A 26,723-nucleotide genomic window follows, 5' to 3' on the forward strand; every position below is an offset into this window, starting at 1 on the left:
GTACATCTTGTACCGTTTATTGCCTATACTCATGATGCTGGCAGTAAGCCCCGACTCTGAGAAAAAGTTGGAAAACCTCAGTTCCTTCCTGACGGCAGCTAAAGATTCCGTAATGACCATTAGAAACGGCCTTGAGACATTTCAAGCCAATATGGCGCCGCTCATGATGAATCTGGCAGATAATAAATCAAACGCAGCAAGCCAATCCCAAACGGCCGAGGACAATGTGGCCCACCCCCCGGAATAATCGACCTGTACTTTTAACCGCAACGAGCAGTCCTGCGAGAGGGCTTACCGGCCGGGCTGCCGTTCTTGTCCGGCTTTTTATTTTTTTGTGGAGGTGTCAAAATGAAACAGGCAGTAAACCCGATCCTCTTTTTACTGGCAAACAACCCTGAGACCGAGCAGAATTTGGAAGTCATGATGTCCATACTCCAAGTCACAAACGAAGCGGTAAAAAGCATTAAAAACGGCCTTGATAATTTTCACGAAACCATACTTAAAATAAAAGACCAAACCCCTCACAACAGCAACCAGTAAAACGCTTAAAAGTACACCGTTATTAGATGTGCAAGTTGTTTATCATAATGACGTTCTTTGCCTCCGGCTGATCCAATATGGCGCTAACGCGCCGTAGCTCTATTGAATCAAATCAACACAACCTTAAAAATCATAAACTCTACCGGCTCGGCTCCCTGCATGGTAAACCATACTGAGGCAAAAACGTGGACTGGCTTTTAAAATGTAGTTGCGAATTTATTCGTAGATGACCTTACGACCTGCGATCAAAAAAGACGCCTGCTAAGGGCCTGTTGAAAAAGGGCTGAGCGTTCTTCACGCTCAGCCCTTTTGTCAACAGGCCCTTAGGCGCCCCCTTTTTTATTTAAGCTGGTCCCATTTCATGATCTTAGGTACTTCTCTCTTTTCACCTCCGTCTTCCCTGCTTTTATCAATTTCCTTGAAACCCGGCTTGGCAGGACCTAGTTCACTGCCGCAGGATGGACCTGCGGTATCTTGCTGCTGGCTTGCCGCCGTTTTACCGGGAGGGCACATCAAACCTGACAGCATTCCCATCATCTTGCCCAGGTCAACGTTTTGACTAAGGGCCGCCAGCATATTGAGCAATGTGGCCGGGTTTATTCCCTGCCCCGTGGAATCCCCATTACTTTGGGAACCCAGCATTTTTAGCAGCGCACCCAGCATGTTTTCCAGCGGCGGGCCTCCTGCCTGCGGCGTCCCGGCCATCAACGGAGGTAAAGGAAGCGTTGCCGGGGCAATGCCGGCGCTGCCGCCGTAACGCCGGTTAAGCAGATTCAATATACTCATTAAGTTTACAGAACTCAAATAAATCAGCATGGTATCCTGATCAATGCCGTATTTGGTCTGATGTTCAAGTATCCTGACCACAGAATCCTCAAGAGCGCCAGGACCGGCGCCGCCTTCCGTCATATCAATCCCTCCTAAGCGACAATCAAAACATTCCCGGAATATTGGGGAAATTCATTCCTCCGGTCATTTTGCTTACCTCGCTTTTAATAATATTTTTTGACTCCACAATAGCTTTGTTTACGGTTTTTAGGATTAAAGACTCCAATACGCCGGCCTGCTCCGGACGCAGCAGGGATGGTGCAATTTTAATGTCCTGCACTTCCTGATGCCCGTTGATAACAATCTTACAGGCTCCTCCCTCTTCGCTTATTTCTATGGTCATGTTTCTTAGTTCCTGCTGCATCTTTTGCACTTTTTCAATCAGTGCGCCCATGTTATTAATCAAACACGAAAGCCCCCTTTCAAAAACTAATTGCTGCAAAAAAAAAGCTGCTTTCCAACAGCTTCAACAGCTTGGAGACTGCTGATTTAGTGACAATTTAAAATTGCATGTCAAATAAGATGTGGAGTGTGGCTGCAATAGCTGGTGCGCCAGCCATTGCAGCGTACCTTGAAATCCCCGGCGTATACAGCCAAACCCCGGCGGCAGTATTAACACCGGGGGTCAGCCAGTTGTCCCAAAAGATTCTTATATCCTAACATAAGTCTTTTCGCAAGTTCCGTCCTTATATCTGGGCCTCGCCAAGTGTTAGCGGAACGCACTCCAGCATCACGTCGTCGATTTTGACCGTATTGGTATTGGTAGAACCCGGCGTAAAGGCAAAACGGATCATAGCGGAGGCCACGTTTGTACCGGTAACCGGGGTGACAAACTGGACCTGGCTGTAAGATGTTTCAGGAATTCCTGTACTGGCCACGGTCTGGGTTCCAATACCAACCTGGATACCATTGTGATCAAAGAACACAACCTCGGCAGTCAAGGAGAAATCGCTGACCCCCGCGCCGAAAACATCTTCTCTTACCCAGAAGGTGAGCCGGTACTGGCGCCCGCCCACGATGCCCCTGGTCACCATCTGGAACAGAGACCCCGGTAATAGTGGATTCAGACGACCAATCTCAGCTGCAAAGGCGCCGGCATGGGAAACGGTAGTCTGGGCTACATTGCTGGCGCCCCAGAAGACCGGGTGAGCAGCGTCCGCCCAGATTTCCAGGCCGGGATCCCTGGCCAGGTTCCCCCGCGGACACTCTCTCGGTCTGGGGCAGATCTGTACAAAGATTTGGCGGTCCTCCACTACCTTGGCGGTAAGCTGGACAACAGCAGTCTGGTGAAGCCGGCTGGCTCTCTGGAGTTCCCAGTTGATATCCACATCGATATTGTGGAACTGTATAAAGACATCGTTCCTGTTGGAAATTTTCCTGGGAGTCCGCAGTTCAACAAGCTTGGTGAAAGGAAGGTCTTCGGCTGTGTGTCTGACCTCATTATTCTTGTTGACAAAGAAAATCTGCTTGTGGATGGTGCCGCTGACAATCACCTTTTTGACCGTATATTCTCTCAAAACGCCGGGTATGCCTCCAAGTGGCACTAGAACGATATCACCAGATACGTTTTCATCAACGAATACCGCTGTTCCCCTAAGGTCACGTATAGAAGCAAGAATTTTGTCTACCTTAATTGCAAGTTCGGGAAGGGTCATTGTACTTTCTACAACTTGCTCAACGTCAACTGCCTCAATGACAACCGGAACTTTGATTTCGATGCACGTCGCCGGTTGGGTCTCGGTGAAAAGATACTGAAATGGCACAGACATTCTCGTTAAACCTCCTTATATTTGATTATTTTAAAAAACCAACTGACCTTCGCTATTTCAGCCCATGGCCGGGCAAGGGATCTTGATAACCTGACCCACCTCGATGACATCCGGGTTGGTTATTTGTGGATTTAGCTCCAGGATCATTGGAACAGTTACTCTATGAGCAGCCGCAATCTTTCCAAGGGTATCACCGGCCCTAACGACATAATCAATGGGCGGACAGGGGGTCTCGGTTGGAGTAACTGTTGGTACCACTTCCTCAGGCACATAGACATCTTGCTGGATCATTTCGGTAACGGTTGCCGATACGCTCAGCACGACCTCGGTATGGACATCCACGCCAACCTGGTCAGCGCTTACGAACTCCGGCTCAACTGTTACGTCGACATCCATGTCCGGCTTGGCGTCCTCAACGATGACAAAGGTACGGAAATTAAGTTGCTGGTGCAAGGCGTGCACAGCCTGGTCAGGCTCGGTGCTCACGTAAACAATCTCCACATTTACGTAGCCACGGATGATAACTTTGCCCTTAAGTATTTTGGTATCGGTTATTTCAGCATGGTCGACAATTGCATCAAGGACTTTCATTATGTCGGGCTTCGACTCAGGAACTGCAATACTTTCTCTCAACACCACCTGGGTGTCCCCGGCTCCGATTTCGCGGTCTACTTTCAGCTTTCTCTTGGTATAACCTTCCTCATTCTTTAATAGGGTTGGGACATCATGCAAAGTCCTTGTTTCAGAAACAAACACGGTTAGCTTGATGATAACGTCCGCCCTCAGCGCAGGGTCGATTACCGGTTCTACATCCGCTGCTTCAACCTCTGCCAGCACGTGGACATTCATACCTGGCTGCGCATCCGGGACCTCCACGAAAGCACTGAATCTGATGGTATGGTGCAGGTCGTGAACCGACTGCCGGGGTTCGAATGCGACATAAAGGATCTGGAGTCTGACCTCGCCGTCTACAATGACCTTGTTGGCCACCAGTCTCTTATCGGTTATTACAGCCTCCGCCTTGACCTTGAGGATTTTTTCAACTTCCGGCTTTTCTTCAGGTACTTCAAATACGTCACTGACAATAATCTGCTTGGTTTCTTTGTCCCCAATCAGGTGCTCAACCGTAAGATCCGCAGTCTCCAGGGCCACATTTCCTGCAGGCGTTTCGGTAAGTATCTCCATCTCATCGACTTGGGTTATTTTTGCAAATGTACTCAATACTGCTGCAACGTCAAATTTACGCGGGTTCCTTCTGCTGGTAGTCAGGCTCACATCCTCGACTGTAAATTGAACAAAGTAGTCATCTCCAGGTTCGGCGCCCGGCACATCCACATAGGTCGTGAAATTCAAGTCGTCATCGAATGAGTGGACAGACTGATCCGGCTTAAAAGCAACGTAGGTCACTTGTATAGAGAGTGTTCCTTCTACAATAACTTTGTTGGGGACAACACTAACGTTTCTAACTTTGGCGTCTGCTGTTTTTGACAGAATTTTTTCTACATCCGGCTTCGCTTCAGGAACTTCAATCTGTCCCTTGACTACGGTCTGGACTCTATTTTCACCCTGGACCAGATTGACTTTAAGCCGTTCGGTTCCAGCCATATTTACTCCTCCTTTCAAAACTTTTCTATACTAATATATGAGGGTGATTCAAAAAAGTGCTAAAAACGTAGCGTAAACGAAAAAACGAAAGAAAGAGGAACCAGGTCCTCTTTCTTTCGCTGCTAATTATTACTCTTTTTTGTAAAAAAAGGGTACGTTCATCTGAGCCCTAAGAAGGGGCGGCCGGATCTAGCCATTAAACATCTGCACAAACATCTTGCCGTAAGGGCCTCCGCTGACTACACCTATCCCTACTTTGGTGTAGTTGCTGTTTAAGATATTGGCCCGGTGCCCCGACGAGTTCATTAAATTTGCGTGAGCGCTGCTAACCGTGGAAGCTCCGGCCAGGTTCTCTCCGGCATAGCTGTACTGCACGCCATACTTCTTCATCATATCGAACGGCGAACCGTAGGTGGGCGAAGTGTGGCTGAAATATCCATTGTCAATCATATCCTGGGCCTTCATCCGGGCCAGTTTGACCAGGGTCGGGTCGCTTTGCAGGGGCTTCAGTCCCGCTTTTGCCCGCTCCTGGTTGACCAGATTAAGCATCTGCTGCTCGTCGGCGGTCAGACCGCTGTCCGTGGTAGGTGTTGTGGGTGTTGTGGGTGTTGTAGGTGTTGTGGGTGTTGTGGGTGTTGTGGGTGTTGTGGGTGTAGTTGGCGTAGTTGGGGTTGACTGAGAACCTGACACCGGCTTGATAAACATCTGTACAAACATCTTGCCGTAGGGCCCCCCGCTGACCACCCCAATACCCACTTTGGTGTAGTTGCTGTTTAAGATATTGGCCCGGTGCCCCGACGAGTTCATTAAATTTGCGTGAGCGCTGCTAACCGTGGAAGCTCCGGCCAGGTTCTCTCCGGCGTAGCTGTACTGCACCCCATACTTCTTCATCATATCAAACGGCGAACCGTAGGTGGGCGAAGTGTGGCTGAAATATCCATTGTCAATCATATCCTGGGCTTTCATCCGGGCCAGTTTGACCAGGGTCGGGTCGCTTTGCAGGGGCTTAAGTCCCGCTTTTGCCCGCTCCTGGTTGACCAGATTAAGCATCTGCTGCTCGTCGGCGGTCAGACCGCTGTCCGTTGGCGCCGGGGATTCTACCGGCGGCTGTGACGGAGTGGTAACTACCTTCTTCCCTCCGGCAAACATCTGCACGATAATCTTGTAATTACCGCTGGTGATCACCCCAACTCCAACCTGGTCAAAATTGCTGCTCAGCATTTTGGCCCGCGTTGTACTTGAATTCTGCAGCGCGCTAAAGGCTGAACCGATAGTTGGAGCTTTGGCAATGTTTTCTTCCGCGTAAACAAACTCGATCTGAGCGGCCTTCATCATATCCTGCTGAGACCCGTAGGTAGGCGAAGTGTGGCTGAAGTAACCGTTGGAGGCCATGTCCTGGGCTTTTATCCGGGCCAGGCCCGAAAGCGCCGGATTTACCGTGAGTTTCGCCAGACCGGCGTTCGTCCGGACCTGGTTGATCAGGTCAACCATCTGCGATTCATCGGTAGTCAGGGGGACATAGACGTCTGCCGCCAGGGCTGTTCCCGTTAAGCCCAGGGTCAGCAGCAAGGCAAAAAGGAACATAAACACTAAGGATCTCGGCCTTAGGCCTTTTGACTGGAAGCTCATGAGTTGATTTTCCCCTTTCTTTGTGCCTCCGGAGTTAGCTGACGGGTTCGGTAAAAAGAATAAACCTACCCTTTGAGAGGTGGGACGTGAGATCTGGGAAGCCGGGTGGTAATGCAGCCGTTGGGACATTTGCCGCAGACAGCGGAGCGCCTGTCATTTTCCCTCCAACACCCGCTTAATTGGCTGTTTGAATTTCCGCTTTCCGCAACTTTCGTCTAATGTCTCATTTCCTTTTTCTCATGTCTTGGCGCACGACTCAATGGGATTCACCCCTGAAATTGGTTCCTCCGTACCCAAATTTATTGAGATTCGGCCTTTATTCAGTCATCAAGCGCCAGTTAGCTGGTTATTTGGAAAGCTGCGCTATGCGCCCTTGCCAATTACAGCTGCCGGGCCTGCGACTAACATGGTAAAAAAAAATAGGCATGAACAAGATAATGCTTGTACAGCCTACTATACCTGCTAAAGGAACGCGATGGCAAAGCCGGTAATATTAGTTCAAGACCTAAAATATTAGCAACTAAGGTACTTAACTACTGACCTTTCAAATTAACACCTAATTAGAAATAGATGTTAAAATGTAGCAACCTGGCTTATAAAAGCTAAACAAATCTGATCTATACAGGATAATTCAGATTTTCAATGGTTTTTTTATTCTTCTCTCAACATATTCAGGTATTTTCATAGCAGTTCCAAACCTGCTTTTACTGGAAGCGGTTGACAACCGCAGCTTCAATATTCAGGATCTTTAATAAAGTTTCGGCATCTCTCGCAGAAGGACCTGTCAGGAACACTCTGGCCTGTCCGCCGGTGATCAGTTTCCGTATGGTTTCAAGGACCTGTATCTCAGGTGTCCTGTCGGTCTGGAGAGCGTCCTCCCCGTCTCCTCGCAGCGCCGCGACGAACCCATTGTTATAGCCAAGGTTGCTGCCTTCAGCATAACCCTTATCATAACCGGACTCAAAACCCTGGTTGTATCCAAGGTTATAGCCAAGGTTCTTGCCGGCCAGATATGCTTCTTCAGTTAATTTCTTTTTACCAAGCCGGTGGTTTTCCTGACAGCCACGAGCAAAGCTCTTTTCGAAACCACCGGATATGTTATTGCTCATGGTCACCGCCCTTTACCGATGCGCTTAATTCCTGTTCAAACCATAGCATCGGGATAACGCCTTTACGGGCGCCAGTTTTTGATTGCATTGGGGGTGTAAAAAACCGCTCCTAAACCCTCTGTGAGTACCAGACACTCCTGTCCATCCGCCCCATCGACAAAACAGGTCAGAATAAACAATTTTTTCTTCAGCCCTTTTCGAAACCTCTTTAATAACAGTTCATCGAGGTTGTTTAGTTTACCAATCACCTGCCTGGAACCCATAACCACCAGGGAATACCGGCCGTCAGCCTGCCTGTTGAGGGAAATCTGTACAGGTGTTTCACGGCCTTTACCAGACATCTGATGTATCCCTTCAAGATACTGCCGTGCTACCGCTATGGCCTCTTCTCTGTTATTAAATTTGGGACCAATCGCTGGAATGTTTTCTCCCAAAAAAGTCAAGGCAGCGTCGCCTGAGAAAACTGACCGGTAAACCATATGGTAAGCCTCCTCGGTTATTAATATATGGCCGGGATGGCCTAAAGGTGAGGCGGCTTAAATCAAAACTTTAATACTTGCCTGACCTTCACAAACACTAAAATTCAAATCCCAGGCGATCCATCACATTGCTAATCCGGTTAAAAATGGTCAACTTATCCGACCCTGCGAACAACAAGCCCACCGCTTTCCGTTCCTGGTCCAGGATCAAAGCTCCGCTGTCACCCGGTTGGGATATCAACTCGGTAACAACCTGATCGGAAAACCATACCTTCTCATCTTTGTCCATCTCGACCTGCAGCACTGTGCCGACCGATTTTATAGCTCCGTTGGTAAGGCCGGTAGTCCTGCCGCTTTTTTGCACCTTTTTGCCCGGCTTAGCCTCCGCCACTCCCGTGATATCGCCTATTTCAAGAATAGAAGGCGCTACCAGGTCTATTGAATCAATTTTAGCCAGCGCGCAGTCCACCGTGTTCTCAGTACTAAAGCGTTTATAAAACCGGATTTCATAGTCCCTTTTGACTATATTGAGCAGGAAGTTGCCCCCCCGCGCCACAGACGAGGCCACCGGACAATCCGACCTGGCAACACTTTTCTCCAGGGGAACGTAACGCAAAAGTGTACCTATGCGGTCTTTGAGCGTTCCTCCATCGTATGGACCTGGTTGCAGGATGGGGTCTCCGGGTTTGGCCCGGGCCTCCTGAATGCTGGAGCCATTGGCAAGGACATGGTTGTTGGACAACAACATCAGTTCCTTGGTTTGCTTGTCTTTAACCACCGCTCCAAAAGTACCGGCCGTTGACTTGTAGTGTCCTATGCTCACTCCCGGCTGAGCCGGTCTTTCCCTTGAAGTCCTGACTCCAAGCGCGCGGACAACTCCTATTTCAACCACATCGGTATTAAGCCCGCCTATTTTTTCAGGCACCACATGACCACGCATGAGGTTTTCAACAGGCAGCTTTTTTTCCACATAAACAATAAAGGCCGGTTCTCCGGTGTTTTCCGATCCAATCTCCTTATGCCCTATGCCAAGGCCGACAACATTCTGAAGGCGCAACAATTTATCGCGCGTTTTGTTTAGCGCCCTAAAATACCGTTCCATGCGCAAACCCCCTTTAATTGATAAAGGTTGTTCGAAAAGCCTTTCGAACTAGAATTTTTGCCCCTGCACCATCATATGCATGAGTCTTAAAAGGGGTACGCGGCCTAATATGGTGAAACAGGTATACCCAACCGAAATTTTCCTCGTGATTCCATCCCGCCGATGCCGTCAAACCCGGTAATGGTCCCCGCAATGATATCCTTAATAGAAATTGGATCATATATGGAGGTGTAGGCGATTTTCTCCATTACAAAAACCGGGTCGTAGGCGTGAATCATCACACGCTGCGGGGAACTGGCAAAGTTGGCGCCTGCTTTTAGCAGAGATTCATAATGAGATTGGCAGGCGCCGGCAAAAATAACCAGGTCATCCCTGCTTTTCTCATAGTTTCGAGCCACTTTGACCGCTTCCATAAAATATTTGGAGGAGTAGTAATTATCTATATCTTTAAAATTCTCACGTCCCTTTATAAAACCGTCATGCCCGGTAATTACCAGCATGTCGGGAGCATGCTTTTTTAGGAGGTCCTCCACCACCTCAGGCTGTTTCTCCTCAGGGATATTGTAGCCATCGGCGGGAATACTGAGCTGCTTGTAAGTAGTCATACACAAATCCAGGTAATCCCCGTCACCGTCGATATGGAGGACGGTACCAGGTATATCAAACCCTTCCACCTTGCTTTCTTTCTTGGGAGGCTCCTTGTCGCTGTGCACCGCTCTGCCCCAAAACAGTTCACGCTCCCTTTGCCGCCGGGCAAAAATACGGCCCATCTGCTCATTACTCTTCAAAGTAACATCCCGTAGACGGGACATCTGTGCGCCTGGGTCTATCCTGACCAGGTCCTCCATAGGGGCGCTGGCACAGAGTCTTGTATATACTCCCTTCAGCCTGGCGAATTTCTTCCCGTTACTGTATTCAAAAAAATCTATGATTTTAAAATAAATGTCTACACCATAAGACTTGCGCCCCACAACATCTCCCTTATGAAACTCCTCCATGACCAATACCCCTTTTAGGTTTTTCTAATATCATATGAAGGGAGTAATGGTATTGGGATAGTGCAAGGTCGGTAACTTTTCATTAATTTTTCCATATATTACACATTAAGAAACCGGTTTTTAAAAACACGGGAGTGATAAGATGCTGGCTGCTGTAGTGCCGATCAAAAATGAGGAAAAAAGGTTGGAACGGACAATTGAAACCCTTTTGTCCATTCCGGCTGAACTGATTATTACAGTCATTAACGGGAGCAACGATAATTCCTACAACATCGTCCGGCACATCCTGACAGGAAAAATTTTGCCCTTGCACTTCACAGAAACCCTTGGGTTTGATATCCCGCGGGCGATTGGGGCAAAAGCAGCGCTGGAAAGGGGGGCCACCACAGTATTGTTTATAGACGGCGATATGGACGGAAATATTTCTGAAAAAATAATGGAACTTGCCGACATAGTTGGCAAGGGCGCCGACATGGCCCTGACCGACTGTTACCCGGGGGAAAACATTAAAGACCTGTCCCACCTGGCCAACCATGTCCTCAAAGTCCGTTACCAACTGAACCAGACTCTGGGGCTGGAACAAAGCCTCGGCACAGCTTCACCCAGCCACGGCCCACACGCGGTCTCCCGCCGGCTCCTGCTGTCTGTTCCACTGCGTGAGCTGGCCATTCCACCGGTTTCCCTGGCTCTGGCCGCTAAAGGAGGCTTGAAGGTACATGTCGGCACCAGGGTGCCGCATAAAGAGCTGGGTTCACCCCGCAAAAATACCCGTCATGCCCAGCTTATTGCCGAAACAATCATCGGGGACTGCATGGAAGCCATAAACGTTTACCACGGCCAAGAACGCCGCCGCGCCTGCGGGCAGGTGGAGTACGACGGTTACCATTCACAGAGGCGCTGGGACATTTTAGACAATTATCTGGGTGGATAGTAATCAGGCTCCAGACAAAAGGGTGAAGCCGGCCAGAATACGCCGGCTTCACCCTTTTTAAATATAAATGGCAGCATTCGTTGAAATTGAACATAGTAGTTTGCATAAGAGCATTTCATATGGATCTATCCACTGCTCAAGGCTGCTTAGCTATCCACATCTTTAGGTCCGTAGTCGCTGGGTAGGAAACCTTGACCGTCAAGACTTCCTTCTGCACCGCTTTGATTAAAAAAGACCTCCAGGCTCCACCAGGAACATTTTAAGAAAACAAGGTAGAGCTGTTTTTTTATTTACAAAATGTTAACCGTATGACAAGGTAATTAAGTTTTGTCACGTACGGCCTAATGCTGTGGGTAGAACTTGCAATGCGAATCACGTTAAAATACTTTATGTTATATTTTATATTGTTATATTACGTTTAAGGTTGTATAATGAAATACACAATGTTTACTGAAAAAACCAATGTTAGAATTGATTGGTAAGGGCTAAAGCGAAGCTGTGCGCTCTTCAGACATTGGAAACAAGAGTGAGAGGCTCCATATAAATGGGGGCCATGGCAAATATTAACTCGTCACCAGAACAACACCGGACAATACCTATATATCTCAAAGTTATGATCTCAATGTTCTGATCGTTCGGCCCATTACAGCCGATGAAGGAAAAGCAATGGAACGACTTAGTGAATGAGCATCACTATCTGGGATTCCGACACTGACCGGCAAGACGCTCAAATACGTAGCCGTGTTAAACGATCGTTGCGCTGATTGGCTGGGGCGCTTCCCCCTTTAAAAGCAGCCACCGTGAAAAATGGATTGGCTGGTCACAAGCGCAAAAAGCAAAACGGTTAATCTTTGTTGTTAACAACCAGCGGTTTTAGCTCCGGATAAAGCAGACAGTGGATATCTGTTGGAAACTGGTCTATTGAAAATTCCCTGCACTGGTGCGTGATGTAACCTTTGATGAAGACCGCTCGCATATCCGGACCGGCTCTGCTCTCCGTGTTTTTGCTACTATACGTAACCTTGTTATCAGCTTATTACGATTAAAAGGTGTGAAATCCATTGCCTCCGGTTTGCGTAATCTCAGCTGGAATACTCAACGTGCTTTGGAGTTAAGTGGTGTTTAAACTGTTTGTTTGTGACTTTGACGTGGTCCTGGTAGGTAAAGCCAATTTTAGATGTCTTGGAAGCCTTATTTATCAAGGGCTTGGCGTTTTGGAATCGTCTCATACCTAGTAAGAATTTTGCCACGGGAAATAGCTAGTTATATATTTGTCGTCTACAGCAGGCTATTGAACCTAAATAAATAATGTTAATTAAAAAGCCTTGCAATGATGTAACATGGAGGTTTTTTAATCTCGCACCTAAGTATGGAATGGGGTGAATCCAATGGGCTAAACCTTAAATTAAGAATGCTTTACAAAAAAACTACAAATTTTGTAAACACAAAAACTAAATGAAAGGATGAAATATAGTGAACTGGAAAAAAATTTGCCTTACTTTGACCATAATAGGCTGTTTTATACTTGCTCCTATGAGCGCAACTAATGCCTCTGGAGCAACGCAACCTGATAATACAGATATAGAATTAACTTATTCAGAGATAGAATTACTGCCAGACGGTGGCAAAGCTTATATTTTTTACATTGATGGTGTAAAAAACAAATACCTCGTCCCACCGGAAGGATTTAATCCCCTTACAGCAACTGATGAACAACTTGAAGAATATTGCTTACCTCCTAGACCAAAGGATGAAAAAGGATTAACTGAATGGCAAAATAATATAATTTATTATAAAAGAACTTCTTCTGAACCAAAGCTTAAAATAATTAGACACATATCACAGAAATCAGATAACATGGCAGTTAATGAGATATCAACCAGCAATTTAACAGCTAGTAATTATCCATCTCAAAACTGGTCTGGTTATTACGGCACCGCAGCTTTATTTAAATTTACTTCAGTTCAAGGTATATTTATACAACCTACAGAACAACCCGATTCAGTTCTTAATTCATATGAGTGTTCTTGGGTTGGTATTGGTGGAATGTTCGGTAGCGGAAAGTTAGAGCAAGTAGGAACGATGATGCATAATTATGAATATTATGGATGGTATGATTATTTTGCTCCAGGTACTGATAAAAGATTGATTGCTCTACCAAGTCCCATACACCCCGGTGACCGAATTCAAGTATGTGTATGGCATCATGAAGATACAAATTTAGCTTGTTACTCTGTTGCAAATTTAACTACAGGAACTTGGGATCCTGTTGTGGTTGAATCAGCCAATCTCTACTATGATCCTTATTATGTGGAATGGATAGAAGAGCGTCCAGTGGTTAATGGGGCATACACAACACTTTCTGATTACGGTACTATCACCTGGACAAATGCTTATGCCGCTGATTCAAGAAGTACTAACATAAATAGTTTAGGTTCATATATTTATAACGCAATAACAATGTATGATGGACAAAAAATTATATCGCAGCCCGATCCACTTTTAACAAGTACTTCTTTTATTGATCGCTATATCCATAATCCTTAAACTTATAGATACCTATCAATATTTACCAAAGATCTTACGATGTCAGTAATGACTATACTATTCTTTAAATGTTACCACTCGCAAACTGGCAGTAATAAAACTAATCACAATGACGTTGTTTAGGGACTATTTGGATTTTAGCGGGAAAATTGTTAATCTATGCAGAAAAGACGTCTCATTACTAATTAAATTTAACATGAGACTAGGAGATCGTCAAAGTCGTGATTTTATCAGTATATTCTGCTGATGCTCCCTTAATGACACTATATACCATGTTAATAATCTACTTTGACGAATCCTGAACATGAGACGGCTGACGCTCCTCCGAAACTCCATAAAGAACACCAGTTTTTACGCGGTTTCTCCCATTCGCCGGGCTCCACTTATACCGGTGTGGTACTTGACGTTGGTTCGACTGACTTTCGCAGGGTCGAACTCAAAATGGTGTTTCAACTTAACATATCTTTGTAACTTGAGCGTTGATCAGTTGATATCAACGTCAAACCATCACCAAAGCAGGTTAGTGTAGTAATAAAAAAGGACCACGCCGCCCACACTTTCTCTTGTCTCGGAGCCGGGGTCGCTTACGGTGGGCACGTTCCGACCTGGGTATCTACCCCTATTCCGGGTGAAAAGCTGTTAGAAATCAAAACTTTTAGAATGATTTTATTGAGCGATATCATTACTTGGGTTCCTACTATCATAGAAGATATTTTATCAGACAGGAGATTGTTTCATGAAGTAAAATAAAATATAAGCATATAATATGCCCCCGCTTGCAACCTTTTGTGACTATACGGCCCAACATGACAAGATGTCCATGGAACTATGTACGCCTCCCAGTAGGAAAAGTATATTGCCTACTGGGAGTAAAGACCAAGTGCACGTTTCCAATCTCAGTTTTTTTAAAGGGTGGATGATATTCCCGTGTACTATAAATAGAAATAAAGGCTCTACATGCTCCCAGAGAGCAGATAAATAGGTTAAATGCGCAAAAGTCAGAGTAAGAAACTGAATTTCGCCATACTGCCTTGCAGGTAGTGAGTGAATACTATCAAGAAAGCGAGTGAAAATTCTTGCGCTTGAAAGCAACTGCCATTACCGTTTTAACTGTGGTTCTGTTCTGCGTGACGGCTTTCAGCTCGTTTGAACCCGCTGCGGCTGGAACCACTGCTCCCATACTGGAAACCGCAGCCCCACCTATCGCAAAAAATTGGGTTTTGCTAACCGGTACCCTGGTGACACTTACGACCACTACCCCGGAAGCAACTATTTACTACACACTGGACGGCAGTACACCATCAATGAACAGTACAAAGTATAAAGGGGTATTCTCTATCCCTGAGGACTGCATAACCACCATCAAAGCCATTGCCGTCAAAGCCGGCATGAACGACAGCCGCGTGATGACGGTGTCGTATCTTGCGCCTCATGGAAGTGGATTTCAGCCAATGGACATACCAATAACCACCCCAACAGTTATTATAGCTGACGAACTTCATAAAAACCTAGCCATAACCCAGGATACATTGAACCTGAACACCCCTGTTACGATTAGCGTTCAGAACATTGGTAATGACAACAAAATCAACGTAATTGCACTTATGAAAAAGCCCGTATCCGGCACCATCACTACCAGCGCCCTGCCGGCCATAAACATAGCAGTCCGTACAACAACAAACAGAACGCCGGTGCAAGTTGCGATACCTGCAGGAACAACCATAAACGCTCCTTCAGATTGGGGCGGCACAATTTACTTACCTGTAGTTGAACCCGACATTGCGGCCTCATATCTGTCTTCGTTAACGAATACCACAGTAAACACGGTCATTGAAGTGGGCTGCGGCAATGTGCCGCTAACTTTCAACAAAGCGGTAAGGCTTCTTATACCCGATCAGGCCGGCAAAAGCGTGGGGTATTACCGCAATGGGGTATTTACCCAAATAACCAGAATTTGCGACCTGGATAATCAAAACTGGGCGGATTTCAACATACCTGACGGTTCAGATGGCGTAATCAATGTCGGCAACGACTTGGTGATCTGGACCAAACACTTCACCGAGTTCTTTACCTATACCCAGACCATACCTGTTGATGGTGGCATTACTCCAGTACCCACGGGGGTAAATTCCATCAAGGACCCTGCCACAATTGCCCCCATGGACAATACGGCAGCAACTGGCAATAATATACAAAATAACCAAGTGACTTTAACAGACATCAACAGTCACTGGGCCCAGAACAACATCAATAAACTGATGGCAACCGGCTGCATAAGCGGTTATCCCGACCTCACCTTCAGGCCCAATAACCCCATTACCAAAGCTGAATTCGTCACCTTGCTGGTAAATGCCTTCAAATTGGCGCCCCGGAACAGCAATGAAACATTTACAAACGGTCATTGGGCTAGAGACTCTATTGCCACGGCAGCAGCCAACGGGATAGTCAACGGTTATGACACCGGTACATTCGGCCCAGATGATTTGATTACCCGTGAACAGATGGCCATGATGATTGTCAAGGCAACCAAGCTAGCCCCTGTACCAGGTGAAACCCAGTTTGCCGACAGCATCGATATTTCGGATTGGGCCAGGGAAGCAGTTGCCACCACTGTTACAAATGGGATAATCAAAGGATATCCCGATCACACTTTTAAGCCTCAAGATAAAGCTTCAAGAGCCGAGGCTGTAACAGTTATTGCGAATATGCTAAAGTAGTTGATGAAATAATATTCAGATAGATGCAGTTTCCTTAATTAAAAACGATCCGACACATATCCAGGTTTGTAAAACCATAAAATAGATAACAGTTGAAGCCTTGTTGCTAACTTTCGCAACAGGCTTCATTTGTTAAAGGAAGATTACCACTGCAAATCAGGTGAATATGGTTTCCTGCAAATACCATCTCTACATATTTCGAAGGAAAAGAACCTGCTCAACCGCAAAACCAAATAAGCCGGTGCGGAAATAAAAACCGGCGGTAAATACTGTTGCCCGGATTGCTGTTGTCAGAGGAATTTGTTATTATTACCGGAAGAAGGACATCCTGCCTTGAGTCACGGGAGGCGATGGGGAATGAACTGGGGAATGAACTTTTTAATAGGATTGGCAACAGGGCTTTTCGGAGGGCTTGTCGGAATCGGCGGCGGTGTGATCATGGTCCCTCTGATGGTAGGCGTCCTCAAAATGGGCCAGCTTAAAGCACATGGCACAAGCCTTGTGGCGCTTGTCTTTACCGGAATAGCAGGGGCTGTCACTTACGCCTTGGAGGGTTCGGTGGACATAATGGCCTCTGTGCTTCTGGCGTCAACCGCCATTTTCACAGCCAGGGCCGGAGCGCGTTATGCCGATGCGCTTCCTGAATGGAAGCTTAAGAAGTCCTTTGGCTTATTTTTACTCCTGATCACCCTGCTGCTGTTACTGAAACCTTATATACCACATATCGCCGAACCAGCCACGGGATGGTTTAAAATTATTATCCTCTTATTGACCGGGGCTTTTACCGGCTTTCTCTCAGGGATGATGGGGGTCGGAGGAGGTACGATAATGGTGCCTGCCATGGTCCTTTTGGCCGGTTTACCTCAGTATACGGCGCAGGGCAGTTCCCTGCTCGCCATGGTCCCTGCCGGAGGGGTTGGCGCGTTCACCCATTGGCGTCTCGGAAACGTCAATACGAGTATCTTAGCGGGATTGGTCCCCGGCATCATAATCGGCACATTTTTTGGCAGTTCCTTCGCCCATAACCTTTCGGAAGGTGTTTTGCGTATCATATTCGCGGCCGTGCTGACCTGGTCAGGGATTAAGTACTTAAGAACGCCCGTTACCGAAACTGTTGAGGAGAATCAGTAAGCGCCGGGACATCCGGCCCGGGAGGGCGCGATGCGGGGGCGAATGGTCATTTTCCGTGTACATTATTTGGTGTGTTTATCCGCCACGCTTGAGGCGCCGTATGCCTCAGGCTTAATTTTAGCCGTAAAGCCGCTCCCTGTGACCATGCCCACGACCTCGCGAATGAGGTCTTTGGTCTCGCCTTGCACACCTACATCAATATGTATTTCCACGTTTAAATCAACAAAGCCCTCGTCGGCAAAGTACTTATGGACCAGCCCGCCCACCTCCAGGCTGAGCGCTGTTTCGTAGAATATTTTTTGCCGCAGGCTTTTTATTTTGCGCTGAATTTTCTTACGATAGAAATAGCGGGCTCCTTTGCCCAGGCGATGCACGATAACAGCCGTAATGAAGCAGGTTTCTGTTTTTACCATGGAGTCGGAGCCGATAATGATTTTATAGGAAGAAGTGGGCAGGCCTTTGATGTAATTGACAATATCTGTCATCATCTCATTAAAGCCCATACGTCCCCTGGTAGGGCTTATGAAATTCATGATACCCCCTCCTTCCAGTAATACAACATTCCCGTTACAAACCCGCGCAAAAATCCAGGTAAGCCCCGGTCAGGCAAGCAAATTCAGCCAGGGCCAAGGTCTCACCTCTCCGGGAGGCGTCAATACCACAGCGCTGCAGAACCTTAAGCCAGGTTGCTTTGTCCGGACCGAGCCCGGAACCATCCAGAGAATTCAGCAGGGTCTTGCGGCGCCGGCCGAAAGCAGCCCTGACCAATTTAAAGAAAGTTTTCTCATCCCGTACGGAAACAGCCGGTAGGGCCCTTTGGGACAAACGGACCACCGCGGAATCTACTTCCGGGGCCGGGAAGAAGACGGTACGCGGCACTTTAAAGAGGATTTTAGACTCGGTAAAATACTGCACAGCCACACTCAGCGCTCCGTATTGCTTGGCGCCGGGCCCGGCTGCCAGGCGCTCAGCCACTTCCCGTTGGACCATGACTATGGCCACAGAAAAGTTAAAACGGTTCATCAGCAAATGCATTAAGAGCGGGCTGGTAATGTAATACGGCAGATTGGCAATCAGCTTATATTTTTTCCCGCCGCTGCCAAACAATCCACCGGTTTTTTCCCCTGCCAACCGGTCAAAGTCTGTCTTTAAGGCGTCGCCTTCGATAACCTCTACATTCCCGGCGCCCTCCAAGGTTTCCGCCAGTACCGGCAATAGGCCGCGGTCCACTTCCACAGCCAATACCTTGCCGGCGCTTTGGGCCGCCTGTGCGGTCAGCGCCCCCAGTCCGGGGCCTATCTCAAGGACCAGGTCGTCCAGCGTTAACTCAGCTGAATCCAGTATCTTTTGTATTATATTCAAATCCACCAGGAAATTTTGCCCCAGGCTTTTGCGGCAGGATATATTGTGGCGACGCATAATAGAACGTACGGCAGCCGGGGAAGCAACCTGAATCAAGGAGGAACCCCCTGTTTATACCAAATTTTAGTGATAATTCGACATCAGTCTGCCGGTTTCCTTTATTATTCCCTGTTTTCCCCAGAACAAATCAATATCAGGCGACCTGTGAACTATCTAATTCATTGCTTCTTATTTTTTCCCAAAACAAAAAGGACCTTGCGGTCCTTTTTCGCTTGCCCTTTTATTATTCGAAGAAATAAACCTTTACGGTCCGTAAACCCCATCTCCTGGCTTCACTTTCCGATTCAAAGAAGAGGTCAATCCGGTTGCCCCTGATAGCGCCCCCGCGGTCCCGGGCAGTTGCGTAACCGTATCCTTCCACATACACTCTGGTACCGAAAGGAATCACCGATGTGTCAACCGCCATTACCCCGTAATGGGGAGGTACTCCCGAGGCGGTGTTGTAGCCGGTGTAGGTATAACCCGAAGCCACCATCTGTCTAACATCAGAGTACCTGATGTTTTCACCGCCCCGCGACACCACCATCCCGCTTCCGACCAAAATCTGCCTGTCTACCGGAGGAGTTATTACCTCCCGTGAAACCAACTGGCGGCTGACCTCATTACCATCCCTGTACACCACCTGCCAGGTTTGGCGCTCGGTTCCGTCCTGTCCTTCCCGGACCACCCGGGTAGCGCCTTCTTCCAGCTTGACGGTATACTGCTTTTTCGTTTCATAATTGATTGGTACTTCGCTCTCCTCGGTAACAGTGCGTACCCTGGCCACCTGGACCTGCATGCCAGGGAGCACAGGCTCTTCTACGCCCGGGGAGACCTCGTCCTCGGGTCCAAGGTTGATGCCAAACTCAAAAAGAATATCTCCTACTGTCCGTCCCCTGGTTCTGGCAGGCGATGCGCTTCCGTCAACGACCAGGTTGAAATCAACCGCTCGGTTGACCGTAACCACCATACCTTCTTGCAAAGGTGTTTCGGGAGCTGGAATCACTTCATCCTTTTCGAGCAAAGAGATCTTCTGGGCTTTCAGAAGACTTCCCACTGTACCCGAAAAAGTCCGGACCGCTTTCTCATTCCCGTCAACCAGTACCACCACGGACTTTTGAGCCCAGGTGTAACCGCAGAACATAAGCGCGATAATAACGGCGCCAACAACAGCCCGGAGGAAAAAAGCGCCCCGCTTACCGGGGTCCCTGTCTTTGTTATTTTCCTTTTGACTTCCCAACCTCAGCCATCCGTACCAATTCATTAAATGCCTCCTTTACACAAGTCCGGCACTCATCTCGGGTAAAATTAACCATTCCTTCTTTCCAAATCACAGTTTTTTAGCGCACTTGCAAGAGAAATTATAGCAATACACATTTTCATTGGCTATGGTGCCGGTAATTTCCTAACACATTTACATCTTACTACGAGTTGGCGGTTTTGGATAGGGTGAATTTTTGTCGAGCTGTTGTAAATTTATGGCATTATATTGTTCTTTTAAATCTAGAAGGAAAATCTCTTATGATAACGAACTTTCTACATTTATAATATCTTTTGCTTGTTTGCATTTTAACAAATCTGAACTGGCGGAGGTGATGTCGCTTCCAGGTTAAGCCAGGCCGACCACACCGTGCCGGCAAAAAATTAAAGAGAAGTATGAGTACTTAACGCAAAACCAAGGAGGGAAATTTGGATGTTAACAAACAAGAGGATTCTGGTTTTAATGATTCTGGTACTGGGCCTGGCTCTGGTCCTCACGGGCTGCGGCGGCGACAATAAAGCTACCAGTACAGGCGAAAAGGTTATCAAAATCGGTTTCATCGGCCCCCTGACCGGTGACGTCAAAACTTTTGGCGAGTCAACCAAGAACGGCTTTTTATTGGCCCTGGAACAGGCCGGCAACAAGGCTGGCGATTATAAGATCGAATATGTGACCGCCGACGACCGCAACGATGCCACCGAGGCAGTTAACGTGGCAACCAAGCTGATTGCCGAGGACGGAGTCAAGGCTATTGTCGGCTCGGTTACCTCCAGGACCACCATCGCTGCCTCCGAACTGGCCAATGATAGCAAGATGGTCATGATTACCGGTACCGGCACAGCCCCCAAGGTTACTGTTGATGACAATGCCAAACGCAAAGACTTTATTTTCCGGGCCTGCTTTATCGACCCGTTCCAGGGTACCGTTGCAGCCAAGTTTGCTACTGAGACCCTTAAGGCCAAAACCGCGGCCATTTTATATGACCAGAGTAATGACTACACCATCGGGTTGGCCAAATTCTTTAACGAAACCTTCACCCAACACGGCGGTAAGGTTCTGTCCATGGAAGCTTATGGCAAGGACGATGTGGACTTTTCTGCAGTCCTGACCAATATAGCTCAGCAGAAGCCTGATATTCTCTACCTCCCCGATTACTACCAGAAAGTCAGTCTGATTGGCAAGCAAGCCCGGGAAAAGGGTATCAAAGCTATCTTCCTGGGCGGTGACGGCTGGGATTCCACGGAACTCGACTATGCCACCATGGAAGGCGGCTATTTCACCAGCCACTACTCCCCCGACGATCCCCGTCCGGAAGTCAAAACCTGGGTAGAGGCATACAAGGGCAAATACAACTCTGTACCTGATGCCTTTGCCACTCTCGGTTATGACGCGACCAACATGCTCATAAACGCCATTAAGACTGCCAACAGTGATGACCCTGCCAAAATCAGGGACGCACTGCAAGCAACCAAGGACTATGCCGCAGTAACCGGTAAGCTTAGTTTCGATAAGGACGGCAACCCCATTAAGCCGGCTGTAATTCTACAAATCAAAGATGGTAAGCAAGTCTATGTGACCACTGTAAACCCGTAGTATAGCAACATATATTCGTGCCGAAAACTACCAGAAGCCTCGGCACGGTTGCCCTGCAAATTAATAGGATTTTCGGGAGGGGGAGGGAAACCCCCTCCCGGTTTACAAACATGGGTACAAATTGTTTTTAAAAATATTCAACAACTAAAGGGATACCCCAAAAAAGTGGGTGCGAATTTATTCGCACAATGCTGTAATAGTCCCAATGTGCGATTAAAATTGCACCCACATCGTTTAGTCTCATCCTTTGCTGGTACCGTGATAGTAGCGGATAACTAATACTCGAAATAGATTTTTTCTCAATTTATTATTATAAAGCCTCTTAATTTATACTGGTCTCGGCAGAGGCCGGTAGTATAGCTTATCGGCCGTAGATATGGGGGTTGTAGTGTTGGAACATGTAATGGGGCAGATCATCAACGGTCTGCAACTCGGCTTTATGTACGCTTTGATTGCCCTGGGATACACCATGGTGTACGGGGTGGTTAAACTGATCAATTTTGCCCACGGCGACGTCTTCATGGTAGGCGCTTTTGTCGGTTATTTCGGCTTCAGCCAGTGGGGAATGCCGGTACCGGTGGCGGTCCTCACTGCTATGGCGGTTTGCGCCGTTCTCGGCGTGGTCATAGAAAAGATCGCGTACCGCCCACTCCGGTACGCTCCCAAAATCGCCGCACTAATCAGCGCCCTGGGCATGTCCCTTTTTTTAGAGTATTTTTGCAGTTTAAAATTCGTCTTTGGACCCAATTACCGGGTGGTCCAGCGCCCTATTGAAGAGGTCCACTGGCAATTGGGCGGCATCACCGTCTCGAATATCCAGGTTATGGTCATGGTCACGGTAATATTGATGCTGCTCCTGGTTCAGTACATGCTTTTCAAGACCAAAACCGGTATGGCCATGCGCACAGTGTCGCTTGACCACGACGCCGCCCGCCTGATGGGTGTTAATGTGGACAGCGTTATTTCTGCTACTTTTGCCATCGGTTCGGCCCTGGCCGCCGCCGGGGGTGTGCTTTACGCCATCGCCTATCCACAAATCCATCCGTTTATGGGCATTATGCCCGGCCTAAAGGCTTTTACCGCAGCGGTGCTGGGCGGGATCGGGATTGTCCCGGGTGCGGTTTTAGGCGCTTTAATCATGGGCCAGGTGGAAACCCTGACAGCCGCCTTTTTATCGTCCCAGTTGAGGGACGCTATCGCCTTCGGAATCCTGATTCTGGTATTACTGGTGCGGCCCTGCGGCATTCTGGGTAAAACCGAAACCGAGAAAGTTTAACCAGGGTAAAGGATGGTAAACAAAATGAAGCAGAAATATAATCAAACGTTATTACTTATTGCCGCGGTCGTAATCTTTTATGCTTTAGTTAAAACACTGATATATTTTGGTGTACTTTCATCCTACTGGCAACTCGTGCTTGACCAGTCCATGATTGTCACCATCGGCGCTCTGGGGTTATCCATTATTTACGGTTTTACCGGCCAGTTCTCTCTTGGACACGCTGCGTTTTATGGCATAGGCGCATATACCGCAGGGGCCATCGGCAAGACAATAGGGCACGGCGATATACTCTGGTTTATCATTGCCCTCATTGCAGGTTCCCTGGCAGCGGCTCTGGTTGCCTTATTAATAGGTTTACCTATTTTGCGGCTGCGCTCCGACTACCTGGGCATCGCTACTTTGGGCTTCGGGATTATCGTCAAGGTCGGCATGGACAATGCCAACAAAGTCATACCAGTCCTCGGCGGAGCCACCGGCATGAGCGGCTTACCCAGGGTAGCGAACTTCGAAATAATTTTTCTGTTTTTCCTTGCCGCTATTTTGCTGGTTAGAAACCTTATTTATTCTAAATACGGGCGTGCCTTCACCTCTATCCGGGAGGATGAAATAGCCGCTGACGCCATGGGTATTGACACCACCCGCTACAAAACCATGGCTTTTGTCCTGGGTTGCGCCCTGGCGGGACTGGCTGGTTCCCTCTATGCGCACCGCTATCCCTTCCTGCACCCGGCCAGCTTCGACTTCCTCAAATCTTTTGACTTTTTATTGATCGTCGTGCTGGGTGGGCTGGGCAGCTTAAGCGGTACCATTGTAACAGCCATAGGCTGGGCCTTTCTACTGGAGGGCTTAAGGTTTGTACTGGGCGAGCAGTTCATCGATTTCCGCGGAGTTATTTACGCACTGATCCTGGTTGTTACCATCTTGATGCGGCCGCAGGGCCTTTTCAACGGTAAAGAACTCCTCTTTATGAAACCACCCAGGCTAAAAACACCTGTAATAAAAGGAGAGGAGGGTCCTCATGCCGGTCTTGGAAATTGAAGGTTTAAGTAAAAGTTTTGGCGGCTTGCGGGCTGTCTCCAACTTTGATCTGACGCTTGAAGATAATGAAGTTGTAGGGTTAATCGGTCCTAACGGGGCAGGCAAAACAACCATATTCAACTTGATTACCGGAATTTATCCGGTTACCTCCGGCTCCATTAACTTCGTAAGCAAGAGCATATTGGGTATAAAGCCCTTTAAAATTACGCAACTGGGCATCGCGCGGACCTTCCAGAATATCCGTATTTTCAAGGAATGCACAGTCCTGGACAACGTTCGCACCGTCTTTCATCCCCGGGTGAAATATGGTGTGATAGACGCTTTTCTGCACACACCACGGTATGCAGCTGAAGAGGCACGCATCACCGAGCTGTCATATGAGCTTTTGAAGGCCATGAACCTGGACGGGAGGGCTGAATTAAAGGCAGCCAGCCTGCCCTACGGAGACCAGCGCCGCCTGGAAATCGCCCGCGCTCTGGCCGGAGAACCGAAAGTCCTGCTTTTGGATGAACCGGCAGCCGGTATGAACCCCTCCGAGGTCGGTACCCTGGTAGAACTGATAAGGTTCATTAGAAACCATTTCAAAATTACCATTCTTTTAATCGAACACCAGATGAACGTGGTCATGAACGTATGCGACCGGCTGGTAGTGCTCGACTTCGGAGAGATTATCGCCGAAGGACTGCCCGAAGAGATCCGCAATAACCCGAAAGTTTTGGAGGCTTATCTGGGCAAGGGGGTGACGGTAGCCTGATGCTGTCTGTAGATAATATTCAAGTCTTTTACGGAGCCATCCAGGCGCTGCACGGTATTTCCTTCGAAGTCAAGGAAGGAGAAATCGTGACCCTGATCGGCGCCAACGGCGCCGGTAAATCCACGACCTTAAGGACCATTTCCGGCCTCTTGCGGCCCAAGTCCGGCTCCGTTAAGTTTGGCGGTAACGACATTACCAAAGCTCCCGCGCATAAGATTGTCCAGATGGGCCTGGCCCACGTACCGGAGGGAAGAAAAATCTTTCCCGACCTGACTGTGTGCGAGAACCTGATCATGGGCGCTTATACCAGGACTGACCGCGCTGAAATTGCAGGCAGCCTCGATAATGTATTTCAACGTTTCCCGCGCCTTAAAGAACGGGAAAAGCAGTTAGCCGGCACCCTCTCGGGCGGCGAGCAGCAGATGCTGGCCATGGGACGCGGGTTGATGTGCCAACCCAAGCTTCTGATCCTGGACGAGCCTTCCATGGGGCTTTCCCCCATCCTGGCCGAGGATATTTTTAAAATAATCGTGGAGATTAACCAACTGGGGACAACTATCCTGCTGGTCGAGCAAAACGCATTCATGGCGCTTCAAATAGCCCACAGGGCCTATGTGCTGGAAACCGGAAGGGTCATGCTGGCCGGCCCTGCCGCCGAGCTGCGGGAGAACCCCAAGGTCCGCAGCGCCTACCTTGGCGATGTCATTGAGATAGCCTGACAAAAAAGCTGGGAGCATAAGAAAAACCCGGGGCGGATACTCCGGGTTTGCTTTATAAGATGTCGTAAGGCGTAGGGCGTAAGTATATACTGCATTCCTTATAGGTCATATTTAAATCGTAAAAGGTCAACGTTAAGAGTAATCTTTTTACGCCTTACGCCCTGCGACTGACCCAAAGGCATATCTATAATCGTTTGTTGACACCGCAGGGATCATTTTTGCCGGGGACTTCGGCCTCAACCAGCTCAATCCCTTTGGCCTTAAACCATTCTTTTAAAAAGACAGCATACCTGTCATTCTGATACTTATACCACTCTCTGCGTGTTTCCTCGTAATCATCCTCCATCAGGGCTTTTCTGAAATCCACATCCGCAGCCAGCGCCTTGGCCAGGATTTCCTTCACCAGGGGGGCATCAAGGGTATCAATGAAATCCTGTTTGATTTTTATGTCCAGTTCCTTATCCAGCTTGGGGAGCCTCGCAAAGTTTTCCGGCTGGCTGTCCATTTTCTTAACTTTTTCTTCGTGTTCAGGGAAGTCCATAGGCGCGTAAAAGTAATGTTTTCCTGTCTGCAGATCCAGGTAATACTCGGAATACTCGCTGCTGTTTTCAAAAGCGTTGACCAACCATGCCAAAACCACAGGTACCTGGCGCATCTCAACCGTTCCTTTCTTCAAGTACTGCCGTCAACAGCCAAGCAGCTCTCCATTAAAATTCTATCCCCTTCTGGGCGGGAATCCCCCGGGTAAAGGGATGTTTAATTTCCCGCATCTCAGTGACCAGGTCTGCCTTAGCGATAATTTCGGGAGAAGCATTGCGTCCGGTCAGGACCACGTGCAAACTTTCCGGCTTGGCGTCTAAAAGGGCCAGAACGTCACTCTGAGCTACCAGCCCGTAATGGATGGCGTACAGGATCTCATCCAGAATGATCAGGTCGTAATTTGCCTTTGAAAATTCAGCCCTGGCGGCCTCAAGCGCCTCCCCGGCGGCATGTCGGTGCTCGTCAAGCGACTGGTCGTCCGCTCCCTTGATGAACCCTTCTCCCATCTGCCTTATTTCAAAATTTGGGCCAAGCTTTTCTACCGCCTTCAGTTCCCCGTATTTCCAGCCACCCTTGATGAACTGGAGAACCAGCACCTTCATCCCCTGCCCCCAGGCTCTTAAGCCCATACCAAGAGCAGCTGTGGTTTTTCCCTTGCCGTTGCCCGTGTTGACCAGGATTAAACCTTGTTTCTTTTGCTCTTGCATAATAAGCTCCCGTTCCTTTCTTCACAGAAAAATCTTTCTATCCTGA

General features: G+C 48.1%; 26 protein-coding genes and 1 riboswitch. Of the genes, 12 read left to right on the top strand and 14 right to left on the bottom strand.

The genetic code is table 11. From position 1 onward, the window contains the following. Positions 1–7: 7 nt before the first annotated feature. Entirely contained in the window at positions 8–247 is a 240-nt protein-coding gene (locus tag Psch_RS09925; RefSeq protein WP_134217134.1) for a hypothetical protein, read from the top strand. A gap of 101 nt (positions 248–348) precedes the next feature. Continuing rightward, positions 349–540 (top strand): hypothetical protein, encoded by a 192-nt coding sequence (locus Psch_RS09930; RefSeq protein ID WP_134217133.1) that lies wholly within the window; start codon positions 349–351, stop codon positions 538–540. A gap of 339 nt (positions 541–879) precedes the next feature. Here the strand turns inward: Psch_RS09930 and Psch_RS09935 are convergent, their stop codons facing one another. The 9 genes from Psch_RS09935 to yabG form a co-directional block, all read right to left on the bottom strand. Next, on the bottom strand, positions 880–1,449 hold the full coding sequence (locus Psch_RS09935) for a hypothetical protein (RefSeq protein WP_134217132.1): 570 nt from the start codon (positions 1,447–1,449) through the stop codon (positions 880–882). 22 nt (positions 1,450–1,471) lie between these two features. Next, the gene (locus tag Psch_RS09940) at positions 1,472–1,810 is read right to left on the bottom strand and encodes a YbaB/EbfC family nucleoid-associated protein (protein ID WP_282432442.1); all 339 of its coding nucleotides are present in this window, start codon (positions 1,808–1,810) and stop codon (positions 1,472–1,474) included. 244 nt (positions 1,811–2,054) lie between these two features. Continuing rightward, positions 2,055–3,137: an SPOCS domain-containing protein gene (locus Psch_RS09945; protein ID WP_134217130.1), complete on the bottom strand. Its 1,083-nt coding sequence runs from the start codon at positions 3,135–3,137 to the stop codon at positions 2,055–2,057. A gap of 57 nt (positions 3,138–3,194) precedes the next feature. After that, on the bottom strand, positions 3,195–4,742 hold the full coding sequence (locus Psch_RS09950) for a DUF3794 and LysM peptidoglycan-binding domain-containing protein (RefSeq protein WP_190240063.1): 1,548 nt from the start codon (positions 4,740–4,742) through the stop codon (positions 3,195–3,197). A gap of 189 nt (positions 4,743–4,931) precedes the next feature. Further along, positions 4,932–6,326 carry a CAP domain-containing protein gene (locus Psch_RS21130; protein WP_243124050.1) on the bottom strand — a complete coding sequence of 465 codons (1,395 nt, stop codon included), beginning with the start codon at positions 6,324–6,326 and terminating at the stop codon, positions 4,932–4,934. A 52-nt stretch (positions 6,327–6,378) separates the two neighbouring features. Then, a riboswitch (cyclic di-AMP (ydaO/yuaA leader) is annotated at positions 6,379–6,696 on the bottom strand. Between the two features lie 379 nt (positions 6,697–7,075). Beyond that, positions 7,076–7,480 carry a FliH/SctL family protein gene (locus tag Psch_RS09960; RefSeq protein WP_134217128.1) on the bottom strand — a complete coding sequence of 135 codons (405 nt, stop codon included), beginning with the start codon at positions 7,478–7,480 and terminating at the stop codon, positions 7,076–7,078. A 62-nt stretch (positions 7,481–7,542) separates the two neighbouring features. Further along, on the bottom strand, positions 7,543–7,959 hold the full coding sequence (locus tag Psch_RS09965) for a hypothetical protein (RefSeq protein ID WP_134217127.1): 417 nt from the start codon (positions 7,957–7,959) through the stop codon (positions 7,543–7,545). A gap of 97 nt (positions 7,960–8,056) precedes the next feature. Further along, on the bottom strand, positions 8,057–9,061 hold the full coding sequence (locus Psch_RS09970; RefSeq protein ID WP_134217126.1) for a chymotrypsin family serine protease: 1,005 nt from the start codon (positions 9,059–9,061) through the stop codon (positions 8,057–8,059). Positions 9,062–9,165: 104 nt separating this feature from the next. After that, positions 9,166–10,059 (bottom strand): sporulation peptidase YabG, encoded by an 894-nt coding sequence (gene yabG / locus Psch_RS09975; protein WP_134217125.1) that lies wholly within the window; start codon positions 10,057–10,059, stop codon positions 9,166–9,168. Positions 10,060–10,201: 142 nt separating this feature from the next. Between yabG and Psch_RS09980 the strand changes: the two genes are divergently transcribed. The 5 genes from Psch_RS09980 (at position 10,202) to Psch_RS10000 (ending at position 17,385) form a co-directional block, all read left to right on the top strand. Further along, on the top strand, positions 10,202–10,990 hold the full coding sequence (locus Psch_RS09980) for a glycosyltransferase family 2 protein (protein WP_134217124.1): 789 nt from the start codon (positions 10,202–10,204) through the stop codon (positions 10,988–10,990). A gap of 763 nt (positions 10,991–11,753) precedes the next feature. Next, positions 11,754–11,867 (top strand): hypothetical protein, encoded by a 114-nt coding sequence (locus Psch_RS21660; RefSeq protein ID WP_427910094.1) that lies wholly within the window; start codon positions 11,754–11,756, stop codon positions 11,865–11,867. A 596-nt stretch (positions 11,868–12,463) separates the two neighbouring features. Further along, positions 12,464–13,537, top strand: coding sequence for a G1 family glutamic endopeptidase (locus Psch_RS09990; protein ID WP_134217123.1), 1,074 nt, complete (start codon positions 12,464–12,466; stop codon positions 13,535–13,537). Between the two features lie 1,076 nt (positions 13,538–14,613). Continuing rightward, a complete protein-coding gene (locus Psch_RS09995) occupies positions 14,614–16,254 on the top strand; it encodes an S-layer homology domain-containing protein (protein WP_134217122.1) in 1,641 nt (546 codons plus the stop codon). A gap of 357 nt (positions 16,255–16,611) precedes the next feature. Continuing rightward, positions 16,612–17,385 (top strand): sulfite exporter TauE/SafE family protein, encoded by a 774-nt coding sequence (locus tag Psch_RS10000; RefSeq protein ID WP_427910080.1) that lies wholly within the window; start codon positions 16,612–16,614, stop codon positions 17,383–17,385. A 62-nt stretch (positions 17,386–17,447) separates the two neighbouring features. On the opposite strand, the gene Psch_RS10005 is transcribed toward Psch_RS10000, so the two are convergent. The 3 genes from Psch_RS10005 to Psch_RS10015 form a co-directional block, all read right to left on the bottom strand. Then, positions 17,448–17,918, bottom strand: coding sequence for a ribonuclease H-like YkuK family protein (locus Psch_RS10005; protein ID WP_134217121.1), 471 nt, complete (start codon positions 17,916–17,918; stop codon positions 17,448–17,450). A 34-nt stretch (positions 17,919–17,952) separates the two neighbouring features. Continuing rightward, complete coding sequence (rsmA, locus tag Psch_RS10010) at positions 17,953–18,843, bottom strand: 16S rRNA (adenine(1518)-N(6)/adenine(1519)-N(6))-dimethyltransferase RsmA (RefSeq protein WP_190240064.1); 891 nt, start codon at positions 18,841–18,843, stop codon at positions 17,953–17,955. 187 nt (positions 18,844–19,030) lie between these two features. Then, positions 19,031–20,050 (bottom strand): resuscitation-promoting factor, encoded by a 1,020-nt coding sequence (locus Psch_RS10015; protein ID WP_190240065.1) that lies wholly within the window; start codon positions 20,048–20,050, stop codon positions 19,031–19,033. A 429-nt stretch (positions 20,051–20,479) separates the two neighbouring features. Between Psch_RS10015 and Psch_RS10020 the strand changes: the two genes are divergently transcribed. The 5 genes from Psch_RS10020 (at position 20,480) to Psch_RS10040 (ending at position 25,430) form a co-directional block, all read left to right on the top strand. Beyond that, positions 20,480–21,640 carry an ABC transporter substrate-binding protein gene (locus Psch_RS10020; RefSeq protein WP_190240066.1) on the top strand — a complete coding sequence of 387 codons (1,161 nt, stop codon included), beginning with the start codon at positions 20,480–20,482 and terminating at the stop codon, positions 21,638–21,640. A 391-nt stretch (positions 21,641–22,031) separates the two neighbouring features. Then, positions 22,032–22,916, top strand: a complete 885-nt coding sequence (locus Psch_RS10025) for a branched-chain amino acid ABC transporter permease (protein WP_190240067.1) — start codon at positions 22,032–22,034, stop codon at positions 22,914–22,916. Between the two features lie 24 nt (positions 22,917–22,940). After that, positions 22,941–23,957 (top strand): branched-chain amino acid ABC transporter permease, encoded by a 1,017-nt coding sequence (locus Psch_RS10030; RefSeq protein ID WP_190240068.1) that lies wholly within the window; start codon positions 22,941–22,943, stop codon positions 23,955–23,957. Beyond that, entirely contained in the window at positions 23,938–24,711 is a 774-nt protein-coding gene (locus Psch_RS10035; protein ID WP_190240069.1) for an ABC transporter ATP-binding protein, read from the top strand. Before Psch_RS10030 ends, Psch_RS10035 begins: the two co-directional genes overlap by 20 nt. Next, on the top strand, positions 24,711–25,430 hold the full coding sequence (locus Psch_RS10040; RefSeq protein WP_190240070.1) for an ABC transporter ATP-binding protein: 720 nt from the start codon (positions 24,711–24,713) through the stop codon (positions 25,428–25,430). Before Psch_RS10035 ends, Psch_RS10040 begins: the two co-directional genes overlap by 1 nt. A gap of 184 nt (positions 25,431–25,614) precedes the next feature. On the opposite strand, the gene Psch_RS10045 is transcribed toward Psch_RS10040, so the two are convergent. Both Psch_RS10045 and cobO read right to left on the bottom strand, forming a co-directional pair. Then, positions 25,615–26,085, bottom strand: a complete 471-nt coding sequence (locus tag Psch_RS10045; RefSeq protein WP_190240071.1) for a UPF0158 family protein — start codon at positions 26,083–26,085, stop codon at positions 25,615–25,617. Positions 26,086–26,137: 52 nt separating this feature from the next. Beyond that, positions 26,138–26,680 carry a cob(I)yrinic acid a,c-diamide adenosyltransferase gene (cobO, locus tag Psch_RS10050; RefSeq protein ID WP_345789074.1) on the bottom strand — a complete coding sequence of 181 codons (543 nt, stop codon included), beginning with the start codon at positions 26,678–26,680 and terminating at the stop codon, positions 26,138–26,140. Positions 26,681–26,723: the final 43 nt, after the last annotated feature.

It is taken from the genome of Pelotomaculum schinkii (genome assembly GCF_004369205.1).
Classification (GTDB): domain Bacteria; phylum Bacillota; class Desulfotomaculia; order Desulfotomaculales; family Pelotomaculaceae; genus Pelotomaculum_C; species Pelotomaculum_C schinkii.

What these genes read in the sequence shown, in the direction of transcription:
- Psch_RS09930 (WP_134217133.1), top strand. Translation starts at nt 349, where the DNA reads ATGAAACAGGCAGTAAACCCGATCCTCTTTTTACTGGCAAACAACCCT.
- yabG (WP_134217125.1), bottom strand. Translation starts at nt 10,059, where the DNA reads ATGGAGGAGTTTCATAAGGGAGATGTTGTGGGGCGCAAGTCTTATGGT.
- Psch_RS09970 (WP_134217126.1), bottom strand. Translation starts at nt 9,061, where the DNA reads ATGGAACGGTATTTTAGGGCGCTAAACAAAACGCGCGATAAATTGTTG.
- Psch_RS10005 (WP_134217121.1), bottom strand. Translation starts at nt 17,918, where the DNA reads ATGAATTTCATAAGCCCTACCAGGGGACGTATGGGCTTTAATGAGATG.
- Psch_RS21130 (WP_243124050.1), bottom strand. Translation starts at nt 6,326, where the DNA reads ATGTTCCTTTTTGCCTTGCTGCTGACCCTGGGCTTAACGGGAACAGCC.
- Psch_RS10040 (WP_190240070.1), top strand. Translation starts at nt 24,711, where the DNA reads ATGCTGTCTGTAGATAATATTCAAGTCTTTTACGGAGCCATCCAGGCG.
- Psch_RS10030 (WP_190240068.1), top strand. Translation starts at nt 22,941, where the DNA reads ATGAAGCAGAAATATAATCAAACGTTATTACTTATTGCCGCGGTCGTA.
- Psch_RS09935 (WP_134217132.1), bottom strand. Translation starts at nt 1,449, where the DNA reads ATGACGGAAGGCGGCGCCGGTCCTGGCGCTCTTGAGGATTCTGTGGTC.
- Psch_RS09950 (WP_190240063.1), bottom strand. Translation starts at nt 4,742, where the DNA reads ATGGCTGGAACCGAACGGCTTAAAGTCAATCTGGTCCAGGGTGAAAAT.
- Psch_RS09980 (WP_134217124.1), top strand. Translation starts at nt 10,202, where the DNA reads ATGCTGGCTGCTGTAGTGCCGATCAAAAATGAGGAAAAAAGGTTGGAA.
- Psch_RS09965 (WP_134217127.1), bottom strand. Translation starts at nt 7,959, where the DNA reads ATGGTTTACCGGTCAGTTTTCTCAGGCGACGCTGCCTTGACTTTTTTG.
- Psch_RS09960 (WP_134217128.1), bottom strand. Translation starts at nt 7,480, where the DNA reads ATGAGCAATAACATATCCGGTGGTTTCGAAAAGAGCTTTGCTCGTGGC.
- Psch_RS09945 (WP_134217130.1), bottom strand. Translation starts at nt 3,137, where the DNA reads ATGTCTGTGCCATTTCAGTATCTTTTCACCGAGACCCAACCGGCGACG.
- Psch_RS10020 (WP_190240066.1), top strand. Translation starts at nt 20,480, where the DNA reads ATGTTAACAAACAAGAGGATTCTGGTTTTAATGATTCTGGTACTGGGC.
- Psch_RS10035 (WP_190240069.1), top strand. Translation starts at nt 23,938, where the DNA reads ATGCCGGTCTTGGAAATTGAAGGTTTAAGTAAAAGTTTTGGCGGCTTG.
- Psch_RS10000 (WP_427910080.1), top strand. Translation starts at nt 16,612, where the DNA reads ATGAACTGGGGAATGAACTTTTTAATAGGATTGGCAACAGGGCTTTTC.
- Psch_RS10045 (WP_190240071.1), bottom strand. Translation starts at nt 26,085, where the DNA reads ATGCGCCAGGTACCTGTGGTTTTGGCATGGTTGGTCAACGCTTTTGAA.
- Psch_RS10015 (WP_190240065.1), bottom strand. Translation starts at nt 20,050, where the DNA reads ATGAATTGGTACGGATGGCTGAGGTTGGGAAGTCAAAAGGAAAATAAC.